The 24,717-nt window shown below is 35.5% G+C and carries 20 protein-coding genes; 9 read left to right on the top strand and 11 right to left on the bottom strand.

The genetic code is table 11. The features are described 5' to 3' along the window. Positions 1-26 precede the first annotated feature (26 nt). The 5 genes from CHRYMOREF3P_RS10260 to deoC all read left to right on the top strand — a co-directional run bounded on the left by CHRYMOREF3P_RS10260 (position 27) and on the right by deoC (position 4,519). Positions 27-1,289, top strand: coding sequence for an NAD(P)/FAD-dependent oxidoreductase (locus CHRYMOREF3P_RS10260; protein ID WP_077419015.1), 1,263 nt, complete (start codon positions 27-29; stop codon positions 1,287-1,289). Further along, entirely contained in the window at positions 1,286-1,957 is a 672-nt protein-coding gene (trmD, locus tag CHRYMOREF3P_RS10255; RefSeq protein WP_180564541.1) for a tRNA (guanosine(37)-N1)-methyltransferase TrmD, read from the top strand. Before CHRYMOREF3P_RS10260 ends, trmD begins: the two co-directional genes overlap by 4 nt. Positions 1,958-2,336: 379 nt before the next feature. Continuing rightward, on the top strand, positions 2,337-3,272 hold the full coding sequence (locus CHRYMOREF3P_RS10250; RefSeq protein ID WP_077419017.1) for an endonuclease/exonuclease/phosphatase family protein: 936 nt from the start codon (positions 2,337-2,339) through the stop codon (positions 3,270-3,272). Positions 3,273-3,300: 28 nt separating this feature from the next. Continuing rightward, positions 3,301-3,771: an Lrp/AsnC ligand binding domain-containing protein gene (locus tag CHRYMOREF3P_RS10245; protein WP_047379047.1), complete on the top strand. Its 471-nt coding sequence runs from the start codon at positions 3,301-3,303 to the stop codon at positions 3,769-3,771. A gap of 4 nt (positions 3,772-3,775) precedes the next feature. Next, a complete protein-coding gene (gene deoC, locus CHRYMOREF3P_RS10240; RefSeq protein ID WP_077419018.1) occupies positions 3,776-4,519 on the top strand; it encodes a deoxyribose-phosphate aldolase in 744 nt (247 codons plus the stop codon). A 50-nt stretch (positions 4,520-4,569) separates the two neighbouring features. Here the strand turns inward: deoC and dusB are convergent, their stop codons facing one another. Beyond that, positions 4,570-5,565 (bottom strand): tRNA dihydrouridine synthase DusB, encoded by a 996-nt coding sequence (dusB, locus tag CHRYMOREF3P_RS10235; protein WP_077419019.1) that lies wholly within the window; start codon positions 5,563-5,565, stop codon positions 4,570-4,572. Between the two features lie 198 nt (positions 5,566-5,763). On the opposite strand from dusB, the gene CHRYMOREF3P_RS10230 reads away from it, so the two are divergent. Beyond that, entirely contained in the window at positions 5,764-7,734 is a 1,971-nt protein-coding gene (locus CHRYMOREF3P_RS10230) for a T9SS type A sorting domain-containing protein (RefSeq protein ID WP_180564540.1), read from the top strand. Positions 7,735-7,812: 78 nt separating this feature from the next. Here CHRYMOREF3P_RS10230 and CHRYMOREF3P_RS10225 read toward each other — a convergent pair whose 3' ends face one another. After that, on the bottom strand, positions 7,813-11,040 hold the full coding sequence (locus CHRYMOREF3P_RS10225) for a hypothetical protein (protein WP_077419021.1): 3,228 nt from the start codon (positions 11,038-11,040) through the stop codon (positions 7,813-7,815). A gap of 154 nt (positions 11,041-11,194) precedes the next feature. On the opposite strand from CHRYMOREF3P_RS10225, the gene CHRYMOREF3P_RS10220 reads away from it, so the two are divergent. Continuing rightward, positions 11,195-12,064, top strand: a complete 870-nt coding sequence (locus tag CHRYMOREF3P_RS10220; RefSeq protein ID WP_232539002.1) for a T9SS type A sorting domain-containing protein — start codon at positions 11,195-11,197, stop codon at positions 12,062-12,064. Positions 12,065-12,223: 159 nt separating this feature from the next. Then, entirely contained in the window at positions 12,224-13,033 is an 810-nt protein-coding gene (locus tag CHRYMOREF3P_RS10215; protein WP_180564539.1) for a T9SS type A sorting domain-containing protein, read from the top strand. Positions 13,034-13,211: 178 nt separating this feature from the next. Here the strand turns inward: CHRYMOREF3P_RS10215 and CHRYMOREF3P_RS10210 are convergent, their stop codons facing one another. The 8 genes from CHRYMOREF3P_RS10210 to CHRYMOREF3P_RS10175 form a co-directional block, all read right to left on the bottom strand. Continuing rightward, the gene (locus tag CHRYMOREF3P_RS10210) at positions 13,212-16,034 is read right to left on the bottom strand and encodes an aminopeptidase (protein WP_232539001.1); all 2,823 of its coding nucleotides are present in this window, start codon (positions 16,032-16,034) and stop codon (positions 13,212-13,214) included. 54 nt (positions 16,035-16,088) lie between these two features. Next, positions 16,089-17,468 carry an orotidine-5'-phosphate decarboxylase gene (gene pyrF / locus CHRYMOREF3P_RS10205; protein WP_180564538.1) on the bottom strand — a complete coding sequence of 460 codons (1,380 nt, stop codon included), beginning with the start codon at positions 17,466-17,468 and terminating at the stop codon, positions 16,089-16,091. Positions 17,469-17,589: 121 nt separating this feature from the next. After that, entirely contained in the window at positions 17,590-17,931 is a 342-nt protein-coding gene (locus CHRYMOREF3P_RS10200; RefSeq protein WP_077419026.1) for a YkvA family protein, read from the bottom strand. A gap of 83 nt (positions 17,932-18,014) precedes the next feature. Further along, the gene (locus CHRYMOREF3P_RS10195) at positions 18,015-18,554 is read right to left on the bottom strand and encodes a TlpA family protein disulfide reductase (RefSeq protein ID WP_077419027.1); all 540 of its coding nucleotides are present in this window, start codon (positions 18,552-18,554) and stop codon (positions 18,015-18,017) included. A gap of 9 nt (positions 18,555-18,563) precedes the next feature. Then, on the bottom strand, positions 18,564-19,127 hold the full coding sequence (locus tag CHRYMOREF3P_RS10190; RefSeq protein ID WP_180564537.1) for a thioredoxin family protein: 564 nt from the start codon (positions 19,125-19,127) through the stop codon (positions 18,564-18,566). Between the two features lie 17 nt (positions 19,128-19,144). Then, positions 19,145-20,215, bottom strand: coding sequence for a chorismate synthase (aroC, locus tag CHRYMOREF3P_RS10185; protein ID WP_077419029.1), 1,071 nt, complete (start codon positions 20,213-20,215; stop codon positions 19,145-19,147). Between the two features lie 50 nt (positions 20,216-20,265). Next, positions 20,266-21,837 carry an LIC_10190 family membrane protein gene (locus tag CHRYMOREF3P_RS10180; RefSeq protein WP_232539000.1) on the bottom strand — a complete coding sequence of 524 codons (1,572 nt, stop codon included), beginning with the start codon at positions 21,835-21,837 and terminating at the stop codon, positions 20,266-20,268. A gap of 117 nt (positions 21,838-21,954) precedes the next feature. Beyond that, positions 21,955-22,506 (bottom strand): YMGG-like glycine zipper-containing protein, encoded by a 552-nt coding sequence (locus CHRYMOREF3P_RS10175; RefSeq protein WP_180564536.1) that lies wholly within the window; start codon positions 22,504-22,506, stop codon positions 21,955-21,957. Between the two features lie 345 nt (positions 22,507-22,851). On the opposite strand from CHRYMOREF3P_RS10175, the gene CHRYMOREF3P_RS10170 reads away from it, so the two are divergent. Then, the gene (locus CHRYMOREF3P_RS10170; RefSeq protein ID WP_077419032.1) at positions 22,852-23,292 is read left to right on the top strand and encodes a hypothetical protein; all 441 of its coding nucleotides are present in this window, start codon (positions 22,852-22,854) and stop codon (positions 23,290-23,292) included. A 484-nt stretch (positions 23,293-23,776) separates the two neighbouring features. On the opposite strand, the gene CHRYMOREF3P_RS10165 is transcribed toward CHRYMOREF3P_RS10170, so the two are convergent. Next, on the bottom strand, positions 23,777-24,610 hold the full coding sequence (locus tag CHRYMOREF3P_RS10165) for a glycosyltransferase family 2 protein (protein WP_077419033.1): 834 nt from the start codon (positions 24,608-24,610) through the stop codon (positions 23,777-23,779). Positions 24,611-24,717: the final 107 nt, after the last annotated feature.

The following is a 24,717-nucleotide window of genomic DNA, read 5'->3' as shown; positions in this document are numbered from 1 at the left end:
AAATAAAATCAGTAAATTTGTGTATTATGGAAACACGCGAAAAAATCATCATTATAGGAGGAGGATTTGCGGGGCTGCAGCTTGCAAAAACATTGAATAACAAGAACAAAAAAGTAATCGTTCTGGATAAAATGAACCATCATATGTTCCAGCCGCTTTTTTATCAGGTAGCCTCAGGAAGGATAGAACCTTCCAATATCTCTTTCCCTTTCAGAAAGATTTTTCAGCAGTCCAGAAACACTCAGTTCCGTATGACAGAGGTGAAAGAAATAGACCCTGCCAGCAATAAAGTAATTACCGATGAGGCAGAATTTACTTATGATAAACTTATCATTGCAACGGGCTGTAAAACTAATTTTTTCGGGAACAAAGATCTGGAAGGAAAAGCCTTCGGAATGAAAAATACCCAGGAAGCCATCAGCATAAGAAATCATGTATTGATGACCTTTGAAAAACTGATTATTGAAAAAAGCCGAAGCGATGACGGAAACTGGAATATCGTTATCGTAGGAAGCGGACCTACCGGAGTAGAGCTGGCAGGTGCTTTTGCCGAAATGAAAAAAGACATCCTTCCAAGAGATTATCCCTACATGAATTTTGACCATCTGAAGATTATTCTGGTAAGTTCCACAGAAAAGCCACTTGCGGTAATGAGCAGTGAAGCTCAGGAAAAATCTGAAAAATACCTCAAAGACCTTGGGGTGACTTTTATGAGTGGAGAAGTGGTGACAGATTATGATGGAGATAAAGTACATCTTAAAAGCGGGAAAGAAATAGCTTCCAATAATGTAATCTGGGCAGCCGGAGTTACCGGAAATGTGGTAGGAGGTTTCCCCGAAGAAAAATTAGTAAGAAACAGATATATTGTAGATCGATATAATAAAATAAAAGGATACGATAATATTTATGCTATCGGAGATATTGCCTATATGGAAACTCCAAAATACCCACAGGGGCACCCGCAGGTAGCAAACGTAGCCATTAATCAGGCAAAAAATTTAGGTAAAAATTTATTAAAGAAAAGTCAGAACGAGTGGAAAGAATATGAGTATGATGATAAAGGTTCACTAGCGACTATAGGGAAGCACAGAGCTGTTGTTGATTTACCATTTATAAAATTCCAGGGATTTCTGGCGTGGTATTTCTGGATGTTTCTCCATTTAATGCTAATTTTGAGCGTTCGAAATAAGCTGGCTATATTCTTCAACTGGATGTGGAGCTATATCAACAAAGATTCTTCTTTAAGATTAATTATTCTACCTACTAAGAAAAACGAAACATTACAATGAGAATTGACATAATAAGCGTACTTCCGGAATTGATGGAAAGTCCATTCAAAACTTCTATTTTGAAAAGAGCAATGGATAAAGGGCTGGCAGAAGTACATTTTCATCAACTGAGAGATTGGGCTGTTAATAAGCACAGGCAGATTGATGATGAACCTTACGGAGGCGGAGCAGGAATGGTCATGATGATTGAGCCGCTGGATAAGTGTATCTCAGAGCTTAAGTCGCAGAGAAACTATGATGAGGTAATCTACCTTACACCGGATGGGGCTACTTTAAATCAGAAAATAGCCAATTCACTTTCTATAAAAGAAAATCTGATCTTTCTTTGCGGCCACTATAAAGGAATAGACCAAAGAGTAAGGGATCTCCATATCACAAAAGAAATTTCAATAGGAGATTATGTTCTTACCGGAGGAGAACTGGCTGCCTGCGTTCTTGCAGACTCTGTCATAAGACTGCTTCCAGGAGTTTTAAATGATGAACAGAGTGCCTTAACGGATAGTTTTCAGGATGATCTTCTTTCACCGCCCATTTATACCAGACCTGAAAGTTATAAAGGACTGGATGTGCCTAAAATTTTACTGAGTGGCAATTCAGGAAAAATTGAAGAATGGCGTCATGATGAAGCTGTAAGGATCACCAGGGAAAAACGTCCCGATTTATTATAGTCAAATATTGTTGAAATTTATTTAATTTTTATCCGCTTTGAATTCCGTTTGTCATGAAGATAAATGGAATAATATTTGTTGTAGATTTAATAAATGTGAAAAATATTAATATTTCTAATTTTAAATTAAAAATTTATTTCTATTATTCTGGTTTTTACGTATTGTCTCAATTTTGATTAATGTGTTAAAACTCTCCAATAATTGAAAAATTAATTTATTATAGCTGATTTCATTGGTATTTTTTATTATATTTGAATCGTTTTTTATAGGAAATTGATTCGCTTTTCTTAAGTTGAATCAAAGGAATTTGAAAAAACAATAATTTTACATCTTAAGAAAAAAAGAACATAATAAATTAAAAGTATAGAAATTAGTGTAGATGGAACTGTTCTCTTTTTATAATGTTGAAAATTTATTTTTACCCGATCCGAAACCTGTCCACAAATTAGATCCTACCCGGTCAGGATTAAGGAATTGGGATGAAAAAAGATATAATAATAAGCTTTTCAAAATCTCCCATGTATTTCAGTTGATGAAGGAGGATAATGGTGTAATGCCATTTGTAATAGGATTGTCTGAAGTTTCCGGAAGGAAAGTACTGGAAGATCTTGTGGAGATGGAACCCTTTGATTCGCAATATGGAATTGTACATTACAATTCTATGGACGAAAGAAAAGTGGATGTAGCCATGTTGTATGATAAAAATAAAGTAGAGGTAATAGATTCAGAAACCATTACTTTCTTTTTTGAAATAGTAAACAAAAACACAGGAAATTACGACACAACCAGAGACGTACTTTTTTCAAAAATTAAATATAAAGGGGAAATTATTAATGTCTTTATCGCCCATCTTCCCTCTAAGCGAGAAAAAGATATCAATAAACCTAAAAGAGCCTTTATATTGAATGAAATCCGGCAACGGATTATGAAAATTGTAGATGCTGATAAAGAGCATGTCATATTGTGTGGTGATTTTAACGAAAACCCGGATGATGAAAATTTAGTACAGATTCTCTATAACAATGACCATGAGAAGGTTTTAATGAACCCTTTTCAGCAATTGTTTTCTACAAGAAATTATTCTACTTTTCATTATAAATCTGGATTGCTGTATGATCAGATCATTATGTCAAGATCTTTGCTTGATAATAAGACGCTGAGTTTTCAGGATGCCCAAATATTCAATTCTGAAAAAATCCGCAGCAGAACCAGAAATTTTGAAGGACGGCCTTTCCGAACTTATGCTGGTACAAGGTATTTGGGAGGATATAGTGATCACTTTCCGGTTTTTGTAAAATTTAAAAGTTTACAGTAAAAAAACATAAATAATAAAAAAGTAGAAAATGAAAAATTCGAGCAACACAAGCTATCATTTAGATTCTATTGACAAGGAAATTATCTACATGTTGATGGATAATGCTAAAACTTCTTTAGCCCATATTTCAAAAAATGTTGGGATTTCCACAACTGCAGTGCATCAAAGAATCAAAAAACTTGAACATGCAGGAGTTATTGAAAATTCAATATCATTTCTTAATCCTAAAAAAATAGGATATAAAGTGATTTCCTACATTGGTGTATTTCTGGATCAGCCAAGCCATTATCCAGAAGTGGTAAAATCTTTGCATGATATAAACGAAGTAGTGGAAGCCCATTACACAACAGGAAACTATACCATATTCCTGAAAGTTCTGTGTAAAGATAATGATCACTTAATGCAGATCCTTAACAAGCTGCAGAAACTGAAAGGAGTAACAAGAACAGAAACCTTTATATCTTTAGAACAAGGTATTTACAGACAATTGAAAGTATAACGATATGAACATAGCCCAATATTTGGATTCAACCTACCTGAAAACACCAGAACAATCAGGTATTTCCCATGAAGAAACACTTCAAAAAGATAAAGAACTTGCACAGGAAGCTATAGAGAATGGTATTTTTGCTGTAATGATTCGCCCGGATTATGTAGCTGAGATCAGGAAATATATTCAGGAAAGAAATTCAAATGTTGCAGTAGGAACTGTAATAGGCTTTCACGAAGGTACCTATTCTGTTGATGAGAAGCTTGCTGAAGCCTCAAAAGCAATAGAGGATGGGGCTGATGAATTGGATTTCGTTATTAATTATACAGCTTATCTACAAGGAAATATAGAACTGGTAAAAGATGAATTTGTAAAATGTACAAGATTGTCTCTTGAGCATCATAAAATAGCAAAATGGATTATTGAAATTGCCGCTTTGACAGATGAACAAATTGCAGATCTTACCAAAAATATTTCTACCTGGGCCGAAGAGAATTTCTCTGAAAATGATTGGTCAAAAATTTTTGTTAAATCTTCAACAGGATTCTACAAAACTCCTGAAGGAAAACCTAACGGAGCAACTTTTGAAGGAATAACAATTATGCTCAACAACGCAGGAAACCTTCCTGTAAAAGCAGCAGGTGGTGTAAGAACTCCTGAAGATGCTGAGAAAATGATCAATATGGGAGTGAAAAGAATAGGTACCTCTTCAGCTTTAGCGTTGATTAAAAATGAATCCTCATCAGAAGGATATTAATCTAAGGTTCAAATAATAAAAAAACCATCAGTTTTGCTGATGGTTTTTATTTATATCTGTGCCTGATATTCTTCGTAGAACTGTTGGGTTTCTTTGATTAAGCTGTTCATTTCTTCCAATGTGAAAACTTCCAGGAATTTTTTTCGGAAGTCCTTGAAGTGAGGTATTCCTCTGAAATAATTACTGTAGTGTTGTCTCATTTCCACCAAACCTAATCTTTCTCCTTTCCATTCAACACTCCATTCCGCATGCTGTCGAACTGCCAATAATCGGTCTGATATTGTAGGGGCAGGTAAATGCTCTCCTGTTTTAAAGAAATGCTTGATTTCATTAAATATCCATGGATAGCCAATAGCAGCACGCCCGATCATAATACCGTCACATGCGTACTTTTGTTTATATTCTAATGCTTTTTCGGCAGAATCAATATCTCCGTTTCCAAAGATTGGAATCTCAATATTAGGGTTTTGTTTGATTCTGGAAATATGCTCCCAGTCTGCCTCACCCTTGTACATTTGAGCGCGGGTTCTGGCATGTATAGTAAGAGCTTTAATTCCTGTTTCCTGCAGGCGTTCTGCTACTTCATCAATATTGATAGTATGGCTGTCCCATCCTAAACGGGTTTTTACCGTTACAGGCAGATGAGTGGAACTTACTACAGCCTTTGTAAGACGAACCATCAGGTCAATGTCTTTCAAAACACCTGCTCCCGCTCCTTTGCAGACAACTTTTTTTACAGGACATCCAAAATTGATATCTACCAGATCCGGATTTACTGTTTCAACAATTCTTGCAGACATGGCCATAGCTTCTTCGTCTCCACCAAAGATCTGTATTCCCACTGGTCTTTCATAATCGAAGATATCAAGCTTTTTACGGCTTTTGATAGCGTCACGAATCAACCCTTCAGAAGAAATAAATTCTGAATACATTAAGTCTGCACCATGCATTTTACACAAACGTCTGAACGGAGGATCACTTACATCTTCCATCGGAGCCAGCAAAAGTGGAAATTCCGGCAGTTCTATGTTGCCTATTTTTATCATGGTGCAAATTTACGAAATTCTGAAAAAACAATATTTTACTATTTGTAAAACATTAAGTGTTTCACATATTACTGTTTATTTAAGGGATTTTATGATATTTTGTTTAATTTTTATTTAATTTATATGTTTGATTTTCAGTGTTTTTGGTGTTGTATTGAAAAATATTTTTTATATTTAATACAAACAAAAATTAATAATATGAGAAAAATTCTATTTTGCTTGATCGCAGGTTTTGCTGCATCAAATTTTTATTCACAAGTGAATGTGTCTGCTACAGCAGGTACAGCTACAGGAACCTATACTACGTTAAAGGGAGCATTTGACGCTATCAATGCGGGAACACATCAGGGAGCAATTGCAATCAGTATCACAGCTAATACAACCGAAACAGCAACTGCCAGCCTGAATGCCAGTGGTGGTGCAACGAGCTACACTTCCGTTGGGATCAAACCGGCAGTGGGAGTTACAGCTACTATTTCAGGAGATGTTGCCAGTGCGCCCTTAGTGAGAATAATGGGCAGTAATATTACCTTAGATGGAAGTAATGCTGCTTCAGGAACTACAAAAGATCTTACCCTTACCAATACTTCTGTTACAGCACCGCAGGTCCTTACATTTATTGCGGCTTCTGCAGCAGCGGCCAATACTAATATTATGGTTAAAAACCTGAATATTATAAATGGTATCAATAATTCTTCAGCTTTGGTAATGTATGATGGAGCTACAACGCCTACCGGAGGTTTTTTTAATAATGTTACCATTCAGAATAATTCTGTGAAAAAAGCCTATATGGGAATCTATCTATTTGCAGCTATAGGAGCAGGTAATGGAGGGAATACATTGGTTACTGGTAATGATATAAGTGCTTCAGGAGCAGATGCGAACCGTCTTGGAGGAATTTATGTCCAGGGTGCAGATGGAGTGACGGTAAGTAATAATACCTTAGGTAATTTTGAAACTACCAATGCGGAAATAAAAAGAGGAATCTGGTTTGCAACAGCAACAGTGAATTCTTCAATTATTTCAAATACCATTACCAATCTTGGTTATACAGGAACTGGTGCTGGAGGAGCTTCCGGGATCACTATTACTTCCGGTAATACAGGTGCCTCTGTAGCAGCTAATATTATTGTAAGAGGAAATACCATTTCCAATTTTACCTCCACCGGAACGGGGTCTCTGTTTGCGGGAATTTATGCAGGAGGCACATTGACAAATGGAATGACTATCACTAATAATAAAATATCCGGGATCAAAAATACCAATACATTCGGATATGGAGCGCAGGGAATATATCTTGCTACAACAAGTCCTACCTCCAATACCTTAGTAGCCAATAACATTGTAAGTGGTGTAGCTGGCTATGGATATGCAACAACCGGAGGCGTAAATGATAACGGAAACGGAGTTGTCATTACTGCAGGAGGAGGTTATAAGCTTTATTATAATACTGTTGTGATGGATGTAAGCCAGACTGTTGCAGGAAGGCCATCTGCTTTAAACATTACAAGTGGGGTAACCGGTGCAGGAGGTATTGATGTGAGAAATAATCTTTTTGTAAATACCCAGACCCAGGCAGGAGATAGATATGCTATTTATGCCGGTGCGGCCAGTACGGTTTTTTCTACTATTAATTATAATAATTTTTATTCTTCCGGAACTAATCTTGGCTATATCGGGGGAGTTGCAAAAGCTACCCTTGCTGATATCCAGTCAGGATTTGGAGGTAATGTAAATTCTTTAAATGTTCTGCCGGTATTTGTATCAGCAACAGACTTCCATGTATCTGGTACCGGAAACGCAGCTCTTGATAATAAAGGAACTCCGGTTGTTGAAGTTACATTGGATGCTGATGGCAATACAAGAAACGCTGTAACACCGGATCTTGGAAGTTTTGAATTTACAGCAACAGTATTGGCTGTAAATGAAGCAGCGAAAAAGAATACAGTCAGTTTCTATCCGAACCCAGTTGTTGATTACCTTTACATCAATAATGACAGCAGAATAAAAGATGTTGAAGTATATAATGCTTCAGGGCAAAAAATGCTTAATGAAACAATCAATGCAGAAAAAGGCTCTGTAGATATGAGACGTGCTCCTGCAGGAATTTATATCTTAAAAGTGAATACTGAAAGAGGCTCACAGCCACTTAAAATTATTAAAAAATAAAAATTAACTGATAACCAATACAAATCCCCAATATCACTATTGGGGATTTTTTTTATGGTAAAAAAGGAAATGTTCATCTTAGAAACTTGCCTTTACCTGCATACTTCCAATATGAATGGTCCTGTCACCGGAGTTTCTTCCTTCGTAATTAAGATTCAGCTGGATAAATGAGTTGATCGCCTGCTGAATAAATACACTCCATACCTGGTTTTTTCCTGGCTTCAGACCATCCAGCATCTGGTTTCCTACAATGCTGAAATTGTTTCCGGTAAAATTGTTACTGATGAATGAGAAGTTTCCGCGGATGGATGTTTTTCTGCGCTCCCATTGGATGGTTCCTGTCACATCAAAAGCTTTAAGAAGTTCTTCACCATCCAGCCTTTGTTTTTGACGGAAAGCGGAAGACAGTTCAGCCTGTATAGCGTCTGTAAACTTATAGGTGGCCTTAGGTTTTGTTTCAAAATTATTGAGACGGTAATCCCTTGTTGCAAACAATTGTGAGGAGTTTTGGATGTCATGAACAGAATTTTCCCAATCTACTCTGAATTCTTTATTGAACCAGTATCCGATATTCAGAAAATGAGAGGTTTGCTCACGCTCTTCATTACTAAAATTGGCATTGATAAGATTATCATTTGTGATGAATCTGTAATTACCGTTCCAGCCTGATTTGTCGGTAGGATTGAATTGTACTGAAGCCAATATATTTTGATTTTTAAGGATCTGATCACTGTTTTTTTCAAAAGGATTCAGCACAAGAACTTTATCCTTTTTATAGAATGAGTTTTGGGAATTCAATGAAATATTGAAATTCCAACGCTTTAAAAATCCATTTTCTGAGTTGAAAACGATGGCCGGGTTGACAAATAATGCCAACTGTAATTTATTTTTATTGGAAGGAATATACCTTACGGAATTGGTATACACACGAATATATTGGGCAAGATCGGAATATTCGGCAATTTCAAATTCGTCAAGCTGCTGTATGCCGTCTCCGTTATAATCTGTCCATTTATATACACCTTGTCCATCCGTTACTTTAATGTACTGGAATTCTCTCTGCGCTTCCTGCCCGTTTCCAAGTTCGTAGAAAGCCTGAAGGCGCATTCCGTTTCTGAAAAGCTGTTGATTGTATAGAATATTTCCTACTACAAAGTCATTATTTCGGGTAACATCACCTTCTGCACCTGAGTAGAAAAATTTTCTGTAGTGAATTAAAGCATTTAGCGTAGTTTTTTCCGTTTTGATGATCTGACTTTCGGCCATGAACCCTAAAATATTATTCATATTCTGAAGTCTGTTGTCACGTACAGAGTCATTATCTCTCATGTATACTTTTGCCAATAGCTTGGTTCTCGTACTGTCACCAATCTTCTTTTGCAAAAAGATTTCTTTCCAGCTGAAACTTGTGACATCCATAAGTTGAGTGTCATTGTATTTTTTCTCATTGTGTTCCATGCTTCCACCGATCGCCCAGCTTCCTTTTTTACCGGTAAATTCAGTTGAAATTCCTCCACGGATAAATTTAGTATCCTGAAGAGTGGCATTGGTACTCAGATAAGATAAATTCCCTTTGGTAAAGAGTTTCCCTGTAATCCATCCGAAATCCAGGTCATTTTTAAGACCTTTGTAAGAGTCCTGTTCATTTAAATAATTGACACGGTAGTTTAAGGTAGATTTATTATTCCATTTGTTCAGGAAGCTGAAAATAAACCTGTTTTGGGTCTTCTTGTTAAATTCCTGTGTAAGGTTGAAATCTCTGGAGAATTCCACATCATTGATACGGTCAAGAATATGAAACTGTCTGTCTATATACTGATATTCAAAACTTGGAGTTCCCTTCCAAGTGTTCTTCGTAAAGCTTTTATTCCCGAAAATACGCCACGCATAGCCCATATTCTGATCAGAATCCTTTGATGAAAACAAATTGACATCATAATTACTCAGGGAAATGTCGGCCCCTATTTTTCCTTCATTTAATAAATACTCAGAATTCAGGGAATATACCTGTGATTTCTGAGGAGAAGGAAGTTTTCTTACCGCTCTGTAATCTCCGGCATTAGGCCCTACATATTCAAAAACACGCCCATTATTAGTGGTCTGTGCTATTTTATAATCTCCCAGATTAACTCCGAAATAAGTGAAAGAAACCTGATAAAGTGTTAAGTTAGGATCAGTAGAAAATTCGTAGAAATTCCCGGCAGTGTTTAATTTGTATAAAATTTTATTGACATCATATTCGGTAACAACTCCTGATGGTGCATACATCAGGTTGGGGTCATTACCTGCTTCAGCAAGGATCTGTTCATCTTCTTTAGAAAGATTTAAAGAAAGAGGTGCATTTTTGTTGTCATTTTCCATGAACCAGTTTAGGCCCACTTTGAATTTTTCTCTCTGATGCTCAAGTTTTCCGGTAAATAAATATCTTGAATAATTTCTGTTGGCGTAGTTATAAGAAATCGTAATGAAATTCTGTTGGAAAATAGGACGGAAACTGGTAAAAGTAACCTCACCTGTATTGTAATTGATGATATAATCCTGATTTTCTCCTCGTTTCATTAAGATACCGTCAATGAAAACCTGCTCAGAGCCTGAGATTAGGGTAATAAACTGCTCACCATTCTTACCGGTCAGGCGGTAAGGTCCCTGGTTACCTTCAACCCCTTGAAAACGGATTCTATGGAATTCACTTCGTGCAACACCGGCAGAAATATCGATCAATGTTTTATTTTCCTTTCCAAATTCTGTCTGAAACTGAAGTCCCATACTTCTTCTCTGGTATTTCGCGAAATAATTTTTAGCCTCTACAAGATCAAGGTGTCCGGCTCTGAGAATAGACTTTTCCTTGATATTAAGCTGCATATAAATTTTGTCAAATTCCTCCAAAGTCTGGGTATAACCATCAGCCTGAATAGGAAGGTTATGATCTGAAATACTGGCTAAAATCGTAACATCCTTTGACAATCGTCCTGAAATCTGGAGATCCATAGAACTTTGTACAGATTGTCCCTGGTTGTTACCAAAAGTAATTCCACGGATAATAGATCCTTTTGAATTAAGCTCTCCTAAAAATCTTTTTTTATCATTTTTTGCCAGTACAGCCTCATCGATAATGATCTTATTGTGTGTTCTTATGAAATCCAGAGTGTCTTTGGCAAAGATATCCTGCTCCAGCCGTGCGGCGAGAATACTATCCCTTTTAATGCTGTCTTCAGGAACGTTGGGATTTTTCCATGAAAATACCTGAGCATTTCCTGAAAATATGCCTAAGAAGAATAAAACGAATAGAATGATGAAATTCCGCAACTTTTAAAAATAATTCGTAAAAATAATTAAAAAATGTTAACATTAAGGGGTCAACTATAATTAACAAAAACTTAACCTCTTTATTGTCCCCAAAAAAAAATTAGAATGTAGTTTTGTATGGAAAGAAAATTATTAACAACAAAAAATTTAAATCATGAAAAAACTTTATTCTCTTTTTGCAACAGCGATGATAAGTGCAGTTGCTTTTGCACAAACAACTTACCTTTGGGATGGCAGTTCTGTAAATCCTATTTCTGGTACAAATGCTAATATTTCAAGTGTAGCATTTGCAGCAACTCAGGGAAATAATAATGGTACTACTAATTTAATTACCACTTCATCTGTGTCTTCTGGCTATACAGGAGCAAGCGGATCCAGTAATTTTGGTGCTGCTGCTTTTAAAGAAGCTCTTACCACTGCTGCAAGTACTTATTTTAGTGTAACTGTTACTCCTGTTGCAGGTAATAAAGTAACTTTAAATTCTTTAAATTTAGGATCGAGAGGAACATCTACAGGACCTGGAAAGATTACAGTATATTCCAGCATTGATAACTATACAACGGCGATAGGTACTGTAAATGTTAACAATAATAGTACATGGACATTGAATAATATCACTTTTGCAGGTGCTAATTTAGTAGGTGCAGAATCAGCTCCTGTTACCTTAAGAATCTATGGAAGTGACAGTCCTGGTACAGGAACTCCATCTCTTGGTACTGCCAACTGGAGAATAGATGATATTTCTTTAATTGTTACTTCGTCTACTGCTTCTCTGGCTGTTATTGATGCTAAAAACGCAAAATCAGGGAACTTTGTAAAGAATTCTTTTGTTAAAAACAATGAGATTGTTTTCGGATCTGATGTAAAAGATGTAAAAGTTTTCAACATGTTCGGACAGCTTGTAAAAGAAGGTTCTGTGAAACAAAACGGAACGGTAAATATTGCTGAACTGGCAAAAGGAAACTATATCGTAACAGGTACAGTAAACAACCAGCCGGTTTCTCAAAAAGTTCTTAAAGACTAATCTCTTGAAATAAAAATACAAACAGCCGTTTCATTGAAACGGCTGTTTTTTTATATGATTATTTACTGTTTTTTAGATTTTTGTATCTTGTTTATTTCTTAATTTGGTGGTATTATTTTTGATGTTTTTATTACAAATCCATTTCTAAAAATTATTACGATGAAAAAAATCTTTACTCTTGTCGGGCTTGTATCATTAGCTGCCTTTTCGAATGCTCAGATTGTAATCAATGAGATTTATGGCGGTAATGCCGATTCAGGTGCCGTATTGAAAAATAATTATATTGTGCTCAAAAACGTCGGAACGAACCTGGTTTCTTTAACTGGGGCAAGTATACAATATGCTCCGGCAATAGGGGCTTTTACCGAATATCATACACTTCCGGATTTTACTCTGGGTCCTGAAGAAACCTTTCTGATTCAGGAAGCAGCCATTGATGGTGGTGTTGAGAATTTACCGACACCGGATTTTATTGCAACTACTATTACCCGTTTTGACGGAACACCCAATAAATCTTCAGGATTAAGAATTTCCAGTGTCTCCGGAAAAGTTGCTTTAGCCGGAAATATAGTGCAGGTAACCGGACCTTCTGCATCTAATGTCCTGGATTTTGTAGGCTACGGATCAAATGCAGATCAGTTTAAAGGAGATGGGCCAGCTCCTTCTCCAACTACAACCACAGCTATAAAAAGAACATTAGTAGACAGTAATGATAATAGGGCCGATTTTTCTCTGGAAGGCAGCGTGAAATCCGGTTTTGTGCAGAACCCTTTTATAAAGGACAGTAAAATTGTCTTCGGAACTGAAGTAAAAGATGTGAAAATCTATGATACCTTCAGGCAGATTGTGAAGAAATCACCTACTAAATTAGCCTCAACTCTTGATATTGCTGAGCTTCCAAAAGGAACTTATATTGTTACCGGAACAATTAATAATATTCCGATCTCACAGAAAATTATAAAAGATTAATTTTAATAAAAACAGCTTCTTTGTTAAATGTCATTCTGAACACAGGCTGAAATCCTGCGAACATAGTTCAGAAATGTAGTGAAGAATCTCATAAGCTTGGCTATTCATAAGATTCTTCCTTCGTCAGAATGACAAAGCCAGATTATTTGACTTTTGAGACTATCTTTTTTCCGATATTTTAGTACCAGCCTCTTCTTGCGGCATTAATAATGGAACCAAGATTAAGAATCAATGTATATCGGATACGCTTTCCATAATCTTTAAATGAAGGTTCAAATCCTAAAGAAGACTGTATCGGGAAATAAACTTCTAGGAAATCCGGAATGATTCTTACTTTAACTCCGGTGTCCCATATGAATTTGGCAGGAAGATCTTTGTTTTTATAAACTCCGGCATCAGCATACACATGGAAAATTTTCCATATACTTGAATCTACGTTGGCAGAAGTAATCCATTGGTTTACCGTTCCCGGCAGAAAAGATTTAAAACCACCGTCAGCTAATATAAACTGCTGTGAAAGGAGACCGCTGCTGGCACTTTCTCCTAAAAGATTATAAGAAAAGGAGTAGTTAGAAACCCTTGAAATTCCATAGTCGAAAAGATTGTTTCGGGTATTGTTTCTTAAAAAATATCCTGCAAATAAACGTAGACTTAGCTTTTGTTTAGGGGCAAATTCCCATCTATAGAAGCCTTCAGCTGTTATTTTATTAAAATCCTCCATTCCTTGCGTGCTCAGACTAAAGCTTTTTTCATGGATCATCTGACTGTCGCTATAGCCATACCCAACAGTCCAGACGTTGTATTTGCTGTAGTCATTATTGGCAACCATTTTAGGGCTCAGATCTCTTTCAAAATAATTATAAGAAACTCCGATGCTTCTGCTTACTGTACTTCTGGGATTTTTTCTGAAGTTGATAGAGGAAGCTATTGAACTCTTTCTGTAGGCTAATCCATAATCGTAATGAAAATAAGAACCGGAAACACCAAAGGTTAAGCTTCGGATAATACTTTCGGCAGGCAGAATAGAGTAGGAAACAGCACCCGAACCTGTCAGTTTTCCTGTTCCGGTACTGTAGGTTGGTGTAACTGAATACAGGAATTTCTGATCAAATAAAGATTGGTTTTTTAAGTTAATCCCCAAAAGAAATTTATCATACGTATTGTTGAAACGTACTCTTGGGGTGATATAAATTTCGTTGTATTCCGGATTCGGAATGTCTTTTATTAATTTAAGTTTGATTTTTTTTGCATTGGAAAATATTCCTTTTGCATACAGAAAATTATCCCTGTAATTCGATTCAGGGAAGGTGTAGCCACTATTTAATGTAACTTTATAGATGTTATCAGAAGCCGGAAGTGACAGACTGGTAATACGTTCATTTTCTTCAGTATCTATCCAGTACACCTTTTTTTCTCCTTCTTTGGTCTCGGTTTCCAGTTTTACAGGAATGGAGATGTCTGTATTTTTTGTAATTTTTATTTCTAAGGAATCGTTGCCTTTTTTAATGTTTTTTAACTTGAAATCAACTCTGTTTTTCTGTTTAAAAAAGTTTGAAAGATAGGCTGCTGATTTATTTTTCTCAGAAATAGAAGTCAGGAAATTTTCAGGATTAATTTTTTTTCCGGTATTCTGAGTAATATAATCTTTCAGAATATCATTGAAGTTGTCATACCCCATTTTATCAGCTGAATAATTAAAAAGACTTCCGGTTTCAAAACTGCTGACAGCCATGTCATTAAAATTGCTTAAAACAGGGAAATGCTCATCAATCTTCTGATCAAGATTTTGCAGCATGATATACTGATAGGAAAGTCCGTAACGATCCAGAAGTTTTACTTTGGATGCATGGAAAAATTTTAATGGTTTAAGTCCAAATATTCTGGTTTCAGGAAGTGTCCCTAAAAGTTTCGTGTCAGCATAGAATTTTTTCAGATACTGAATTTCCAGATAAGATTTTAAACCGTTTTTGAACCAGTGGTCTTTTTCTTTATCAGCAATAACGTTTTCATCAAGAACTTTCTTGGCAATGATTCCAAAATAATCCAGATCTGTCTTTTCAGCATTGGTAAATAACTGAAATCTGAATTTCCAGAAAGTAATATCATTATTTCCGAAAAAGTCTTCCTTAGCTCTGAATTTATCAGAAATAAAAATACTTTTCGGAAGAATACCAATTCTTTCTTTCAGGAACTTTAATTGTAAAGGAAGGAAGAACTCCAGATTTTGTTTTTCTTCCGGCTTCAGGTTATAACCAAATTTAATTTCGGTTTCAGCTCCGTCAACATTGGTTTTTATTGAAGGATATTCCGTGGGCGAAATCAAAAACTCAGGGTCTGAATCCAGATATCCTTTGAATGAGTTCATCTGAACCTGTGGGAGATTACCTTCCACAAAATTATTTACAGGAATATCAAAATTGACGGTCCAGAAAGTATTGAAACTTACTGGTTCTTCAATATCGTGGTAGTTTCTTGTGGAAATATTGTCCGGATCAAAATGATCCGGAACAATAAAGAAATATTTTAATACAGTATTCTGAGTGGATGTTCCATATCCCGTAAAGGTTTTGTCGGGAAGCTGCATCCGGTATTGCAACTGTAGAGTAACACTTTGGCCAGGTTTTAATACATTTTTCAGAGGAATAAAAAGATTTTCATCTGAGATTGTATTAACAGGAATGGCTTCATTTTCAGAATTCTTAACATTCAGTTCAAGAAGTTTTCCTAATTGATCACTTTTTGCAAAATGCAAATCAGTATTTCTGTCTTCCAGTTTTCTGTAGACTAAAGAGGTTCCGCGTTTGTTGTAAGCGGAAACCCAATTCAGGAGTTTTATGGTCTGCAGGTCTTTTTCAGAATGATTGTAATAAACAATTTCCTGACTGATCTCAAGGTTCTTTTTGTCAGGAGAAAGTTTAGCTTCAATATATATACTGTCTTTCTGTGCAGAAACCTGTGCGACTCCCCAGAACAAAATAAGGCAAATGCTGATCTTTTTCAAATATTCGTGATAAAGCCCAAATATAACTTATTTTGTATATACTTTATAGGTTTTTTAACCCTGAATTGCTTTTTTTTCCAAAGAATTAATATACGCGTTCCAACCCTCTGTCTTATAAGTAATCGCAGATGCTTCAGGATTATCAGATTTGTAGATTCCTCTTCCCACAATGATAAAATCTGTATGCAGCGTTTTGAAAACATGTTCCGGTGTATTGTACTGCTGTCCTTTACCATCACCGGAGTCTGCAAGATTAACTCCCGGAGTGAATAATAAAAGGTCTTCAGGGATTTTGTTCTGAGATACTCCACCAATTACATTAGGATGAGATAAAGCTACTTTTAAAGCTTCTTCACGATAGCTTGCGGTTGTCAATGCTCCTTTGGAAGACATTCCGACAATTGCTACCACTCCTACATTTTTGAAGCAGTCTAGTGATTCAAAACCTCCGATAACCTGAGATGTTACGAAATCTGCCCAATTTGTAATTTTGAAAACACCGCTTGTGAACTGAAGCTCCTGAGTATTTCCAATATCGGCAAATTTTCTGTCCTCCATCAGTAAGAACTGGTGTTTTGCAGCAATAGCTTTTAAAGGAGTGATTGTTTTTTCGTAATCAAAATCAGAAATAATATCAATATGCGTTTTTAAAGCAATGATGTGAGGGCCTACTTTTTCAGCAAGTTCCAGTAACTCCTGAGTTGTAGTAACATCTGCAGAAGCAATAAGGTTTGATTTTTTTGCTAAAGCCGTTTCCAGTAATTTTTTTGAAACTGAATGTTGTGCAGTCTGAAGCTTCTGCTCGTAAGAAGATCTTGTTTCCTCTTCAAACTGAATATGGTTCCCCTGAAGGAAATCCTGAATTCTTTTTACTTCTTCATCTGACAATTCACCAGTTTCCTGAAGAATATCACATACTTCCGAAATATTGAAAAGAGTGTGTACTCTGTATCCTTTACTTTCCAATAGCTGTTTTCCTCCCTGCTCTCTGTCCAATACCACTACAATATCAGAAACTTTAAGATCTTCCTGCTCTATTTCAGGAATGGTTTCGAACAAAGATTTTCCTGATGTGATCACATCTTCTACCAAAAGACAATTTTGTCCTTTCTGATAAATTCCTTCAATCAGTTTTTTCGTACCGTAGCTTTTAGCTTCTTTTCTTTTAATAATTAATGGAATGTAGCTTTCCAGAGACATTGCAGTCGCCATAGGAAGAGCAGCATAAGGAACTCCACAGATTAAATCAAAATTATCCAGCGGAAGCATTTCCAGTAAATAATTAGCAAGATTTTTTAAAATTTTAGGATCTGAAGCCAAAGGTCTTAAGTCTACATAAAAAGGACTTTCAATACCACTTTTTAGGGTAAACCTACCAAATTTGATGATGCCTAGTTTGTAGCACTCTAAGAAGAATTCTTTTTTACTTTCCATTATTTTTTATTAGATATTGCAAATTTAAGGAATTGAAATAAAGCTTAAAAATTAATCGTTCATTTGTAAATAAAAAACCACCCCGAATAGACCAGGATGGTGTGAAAAATATAATAAACTATTATTTTACGATTTCAGCATCAATCAATTGAGCGCCTCTGTATTTTTGTTCGGCTTCCCATAATAAAAATTTGTCAACCTCTTTGATGAGCTTAGGAATGGTGAGCGACAATACTGCCAGATCATCCATGACTCCAAGTACCGGTATAACAAATTCAGGAAGCAGGTCAATAGGAGAGAGTACATATAAAATTCCCAGTAAAGGAAGAATAATGTCTATGGATTTCATCGGATACATTCCTTTTCTCCACATTTTGACCATTCTGAAAATATCAGGGATCTTTTTTATAAAGCCCTTATGATTGATGGCTTCTTTTGCAAGATTTAATTTTGAATATTTCATTTTGTGTTTGGATTTAATAAATTTTTCAATGCTATAAATTTCACAAATCCTGTACCAATAAATTATAAAATTTAGTTAAAATATTATTTGATAATATTGTCAATGAACTGATGTACAGTCTCTGTGTCCCAATCTTTTGTCGCATCTTCTTTGATAAGGATTCTTCCATGCTTATCCAGCAGGAAAGTGGTTGGGAATACCTTGGGAAGAATTTTCTCAGAAATTGGGCTTTGAGCAATATATACAGGAACGGTATAGTTATTTTCTTTCAAAAACTTTCTTATATCATCTTCCTTATCATTCATGGCAATCAATACAAAATCTACATGATCTTTTCTGGTATCATACAGTTTCTGAATAGAAGGCCATTCTTTTCTGCATGGCGGGCACCAGGTTCCCCAGAAGTTCAGAAAAATCCCTTTATCCTTAAAGTTTTTAAGATTCGTACTTGGTGCATTGATTCCTTTAAGTTCTATGTTGTAATCTTCTTCACTGATATGTACAGCGTTTTCAATGGTTGCAACAGGGAAAAATGTATCCTTTAGAAAATTTCTTATTCCCGGAACAAATGCAACAATACCGATGAGAGCTATTATTACAATATAAATGATACTCTTTTTCATGTCTCTTTTTTATAGAAGATCTAAAATTTCCTGAACAGCATCTTTTCCTCTGTTCTTAGCATAATATATCTGCAGATCATTGTAGAACATATCTTTTGGGTACGCTTCAGGATCAGCTTTATATTTCATCAACAGTTCATACCCGTATTTAGGACGAGGGCCCCATGAATTTTTTACATTCAGGTCTTTATCCAGGATAAGTACCTTAGGAATAGATTCCGTGCCATTGGTCAGAAACTGATTAATTAGGCTCTTATCACTATCTCTCAGGAATACTCTTACTTCATTATGTCCCTCAAAAAATCTAAAGACAGCAGGAACAGTTGCGCTTGCATCTCCGCACCATGCTTCAGAAATGATTAAAATCTTTCCGTCAAAATTTTTAGCAGCGAGTTCTTTCAGCTGATCTTCATCCGGAACGTATTTCTTTACCGTTCGGTCCATTCTCTGGAGACCCAGTTCATAATATTGTTTATAGTCAGCTTCCTGCTGGTTGGCAGGATTCTCTAATCTTTCTTTTGCAATCTGAAGATATTCCTCAAAAGAAATTCCTTTATCCCAGTAATTTTTCATTACCAAAAATATTTATGTTAAAAATTATTGATATTTCTTGTTTTGTTGATCAGAAACAGGTCTGCCAGCACAAATGCAGCAAGACTTTCCACTACAGGAACCGCTCTTGGAACCACACAAGGATCGTGACGTCCCTTACCTTCTACGATCACAGGATTTCCTTCTTTATCAATACTGTCCTGAGGTCTCAGAATAGTTGCCACAGGTTTGAATGCGACACGGAAATAGATGTCCATTCCATTGGAAATTCCACCCTGGATACCTCCTGAAAGATTCGATTTTGTAGTAAAATCTGTATTGAAGGCATCATTATGCTCTTTTCCTGTCATCTTAGCACCGCAGAAACCGCTTCCATACTCAAAACCTTTGCAGGCATTGATGTTCAGCATTGCTTTTGCAAGCTCAGCCTGAAGTTTCGAAAATATAGGTTCACCAATTCCTACGGGAACATTTTTAATCACACAAGTGATTGTTCCTCCGATAGTGTTACCTTCTTTTTTGATTTCTTTGATTCTTGAAATCATCTTTTCAGCCGTTTCAGCATCAGGACAACGAACATCATTGCTTTCTGTTTGGGAAAAATCTAAAGCCTGATATGGTTTTTCACAGAAAATATCACCTACAGAAGAAACGTAAGCATTGATCTCAATGTTTGGTAAAAGCTGCTTGGCAAGTGCTCCGGCAACCACCCAGTTCATGGTTTCCCTTGCAGAAGATTTTCCGCCACCACGATGGTCTCTGAAACCAAATTTCTGGTCATAGGTAAAATCAGCATGGCTTGGACGATATGCCCCTGCGATGTGATCATAATCTTTCGATTTCTGATTTTCGTTTTCAATGATAAAACCAATTGGGGTACCTGTTGTTTTTCCATCAAAGATTCCTGAAAGAAACTTTACTGTGTCACTTTCTTTTCTTTGAGTAACAATTGCTGACTGGCCAGGTTTTCTTCGGTTCAGTTCGTATTGAACCTTATCGAGATCTACCGTTAAACCTGCCGGAAAATTATTGATGATACCGCCATAAGCCACTCCGTGACTTTCTCCAAATGTTGTAAGACTAAGAAGATTACCTAATGTGTTGAACATAGTACAAAATTACCTTTTTTTCTTCAGATAATAAAGTTTCTGGATTTGTTCTATTTATCACTGTTTTTGATATTATTGATAACCTTTTGGGCTTCTTTTTTTTCTTCCGAAGTCATTTTTTTCCATATAAATCCTTTTTTGACGTCATTTTTGTCTGAAAGCTGAGGGAAAATACCTGCTTTTACATCATCAAAAATATAGAATGGGGTAACGGCTGGAAGAGGAGTGTCAAAACTGTAAGGGTAATTGTGAGAAACATTAAATTTAAAATTGCCGATTTTAAATGTATTAAACTGATGGTATGCATAGCTTGAAGGCTTGTAAAGCTGTTCTGTTTTAAATCCTGTCATAAAGCTTCCTACCCTGAAACTCGGAATGTATTTTTGAATAAATGCCGGAAAGGATAACATTGAAATGAAAAATAAGCTTAAAACTGAAAAAACAATAATGGATTTCTTCTGATTAAAATATTCATGAAACAGAACAAAAAATACCACAAAGAAAACATCGATAAAAAATCTGTATTGAGCGGAAAACGCAAGGATCAATATACTTTTTACCAACAAAGAAATACAGATCAGCGTGATGAGTTTTTTCTTTTTTATCCAGGCAAATACAGAAAAAATAATTAAACTCAGGACAAAAAGAATATTAATCTTTGATTTGATTCCTTCCAGAGAAACCCAGTTTTTAATATGATCTGCTGTTGAAAATTTTTGAATTTCTTCATAGGTATACTGCATATCATAGGTCTTCATGATGGCAAACTGTGACGAAATTTTTAGTACTTCCGGATTGGGTTTCCAGGATACACCCAAATCACCCATTGCTACAGGAAAAACAGGAAAACCGAATGTCCATATATTTTTAATAAAGAACAGTAAAAGAATCAGAATTCCTAAAAGTAATTGTCTGAAATTGTTTTTGAAAATAAAAACAGAGCTTGAAAATACTAATAGGGGCAGCCATATCATGGTAGGTTTTATAGCAAAAACAAAAACTGAAAAGGCAAAAAGAAGAGTTGTATTTCTGTTTCCGGCTATGAGCTCATTTAAGATAATCAGTGAAAAAATAATAACAGGAAGGTCCGGGCTTGGAGATTGCGTAAACAATAATAAGACCGGCAGGAAACAAAGGTGTATCCAGTTTTTCCGTTCGATGATATAAAGGGTGTAAATAATCAGTAATACAGCATTGATTCTTAAAAACGGGTCAGAGAAATTGGAAAATCCAGCCTGGAAAATATGCCAGACAGACATTTGTCCCAGCGTGAGATCAACGTTTGAAATTCCTTTTACCAGCCCATATTCTGTAAGCCACTGAAGAGTTGGGATGTAATAGCCAAAATGATCTAGTATATAAGGATAATAAGAGCCTGCGAGTATGATAATAAGAGTTGCAGCACTCATTAATGTGAAATCTTTTTTTGAAAACTGATAAAACTCCCTGTAGAGTCTGTTTCTAAAGAAAAAGAATAATCCCAAAAGTATTGAAATTGTTTCTATATAAATATTTAAAGGGAAAAAAAATGAAATAAGTGTCCATATCAGGCTTATTCCCAAGATTCCGGATAGGATTTTTCCTGAGATTCCCTGGAATAAAACCCCTGAGATATTTTCCATGATTTTCCCCCAACCCATTAAGACAGGAATGATGAGAATTGAAGAAAACAGAATCAATAGCATAAAAAAAGATTGCTTAAAAATAAGCAATCTTTATATTTATTGTGAAAATATTTATTAACGGGGTTGTACCCTTCCGTCTTTTCTATCTTGCGATCTACCGATGGTATAACCTGTGGCACCACCTACAACACCACCAATTACAGCTCCGAGTCCTCTGTTTTTCTTAGCGATGAGTGCTCCTGCCGCAGCTCCACCTACAGTACCAATTACGGTTCCTTTGGCTGCTTTACTCCATCCTTTTTTCTGGGTAGTTCCCTGTGAAGCTCCACTTCCGTTATTGGCATAACTTCCGTTACTTCCTGATGAGCCGGAATTTGAGTTTCTGTCTCTATATATTGTTCTTGTTTCTCTGATTACCTGTGGTCTTGAATTATTTTCAGCAGCAGCTCTTGCTTTTTTGGTTTCAGATATGCTGTCTGCTTTTTTCTGAGCTTCATAGACCATCTTTTCTTTTTCAATAGCCAGTTTTTGTTTTTCTATTTCAAGTTGTCTGGCCTGAAATTCAAGTTTCTGTGCTTCCAGTGATTTCTCAGCAACGCTGTCATCTTTCTTGCAGGCCGTCATTAAAAAGACGGATAAAAAACCTGCTAATACTATCTTTCTCATAATTCAAATTTTAATAAGGTAAAGCCAAAATGACTTTGATTTAAATGTATTTTCAATTATGAAGCCAAAATTTAGTTAAGGAGTGTTAAAATTGATCAGAGAAAAGTGAATTAATTTTAAATACTGTTCACTTTTGTATTATTGATGGGGATTTTATGCGTTTACTATTGAAATTTTATTTTATGTTAAAAATTTCTTCAGAAAAGGGAAATTGATTCTTTAAGTAAATCTATCATTAGTATTTCAGACCGTTCCGGAATTTGGATTTGTAAATTTTAGTTCATTGATTGTTTTTACTCAATTCATATAAGTTGATTACTTTTGAGAACCAAATTACTTTTTAATATGAAAAAATCAATTTTTACAGTATCAGCATGTATCGGACTGCTGGCTGTTGCAACCTCATTTTCCTCTAATGAAATAACAGAGAACAATAAAAACTGTTCAGAAATAGCGGATACCACACCAAAGACCCAGACGTATAAGATCCGTTATGGTCTTCTTTCAAAAAGCGGGGCGAAAATTCTTTCCGGAAATTATGATGTAGGAAGTTTCCTTGCAGAAAACATGGTTACCGGAGAAGTTTATGATACCTATTACAGTGGTGGATTTCAGTCTGTGCCACAATATTATAATGGTCTTCCTGCAGGAACTTATACTTTTTCTGCTATGCAGGGACAAGGTGGTTGGGTAGGTTATGGAACGGTAATTGCTACGGTTTCGGACGCACAGGTAGATTCTGATGGATATATTACGGTGTATATTCCGATCATTTGGGAGGAGTAGACCTTGTGAGCAAGAAATTATTTAACTAAATTTACCCTTTTCGAAAATGAATGTTTTTTAATTATTTAAATAATTAATTGCATTTTTTATTTTGTTTTTATCAATTTTATATTGAATAAAAACTAATAAATTGCTATAATTGTGTAAAATATTATTAATACAATTTTCAGGATGCTGTTAGGTTTCTATAGAAGTATTCATTCTCTATTTCTATGTTGTATTATATTTTTCTGAAGAAATGTAATAGTAATAGTTGTATTGAACGATTCTACGATATTCTGTTTGGATTTTTCTAAATAGATTTTTTTCATCATTTGTGTTTTTTAGGCCTCCGTCAGGAGGCCGTTTCTATGTATTAAGTTTTATCAAAGCTTTATGATTCTGCTCATATAATAATTGGAAGGGAGATGGTATTTTTGAGTATAAGAATATTTTCATTCCATATTTTATCAAAAAGACTCTTCGAAACGAAGAGTCTTTTGTATTATATATTATCTAAGGTGACTTTTATTTTACTGATTAATCGGTGAATTTTTTTAGTCTGATACCCAATAAGGCTATAGATTTCCTGTGAACTGGTGAAAACCTCAGGAACAGTCTGGTTATTGATGGTTTTGATTCCCCGTCTTTTCATTGTATCATGTATTACTCTGGCAAACGATTCTTTTGCGCTTTGTTTTGCTTTGTCCTGGGAAATTCCATCAGAATGAAGCCTGTACAAGTATAAGGGTTCTTTGATAAATTTAGCTTCTCCCTGTTCCAGTATTTTTAAATACAGATCCTGATCTACTGCATTTTTCAAATTAGGATTAATTCCTGTTGTTCTTGAGTAAGTTTCTTTTTTAAATGCAAAGAAATGTGCAAACTGAATGGGACAGTTGAAAAAATGGCGGTTGTTGTAAATTTGCTTGGTGCCGGCATATACTCTTTCAGGAGTGAGATTTTCATCACATAGCATCATTTGGGAATAAACAGCTGCAAGATCATCTCTATCAACGAATTCCTGGGCTGTTTTTTCCAATGCTTCCGGATAAAGTGCATCATCAGGATCCAGGTAGGCACACAAATCTCCCTGGGCATATTTCATACAGGCAGCTTTTGTAAAGCCACAACCTTTATTTGTTGCATTACGATAGAGTTTGAAGCGGGAATCATCCTGGATAAGAGACTGTATAATTTCTACTGAATCATCTGTAGAGGCATCATCAACAATAATCACTTCCCAGTTTCTATAGGTTTGATTGATTAATGAATCATAGCATTCCTTGAAATACTTTCCATTATTATAGTTGGCTATAAGTATAGAAAAAATTATCACGTTATTTTGAATTAATTACGCGAAATTATAAAATAAGATATGTGAAGAATATTACTATGATCATAAGATATCTGATATTTTTTATTATATTTTGAAATCTATGCGTG

Origin of the sequence: Chryseobacterium sp. JV274 (assembly GCF_903969135.1) — a bacterium.
Taxonomy (GTDB): Bacteria; Bacteroidota; Bacteroidia; order Flavobacteriales; family Weeksellaceae; genus Chryseobacterium.
The sequence above is the reverse complement of the archived record's forward strand: the minus strand, read 5'-3'. Positions and strand labels throughout refer to the sequence as shown.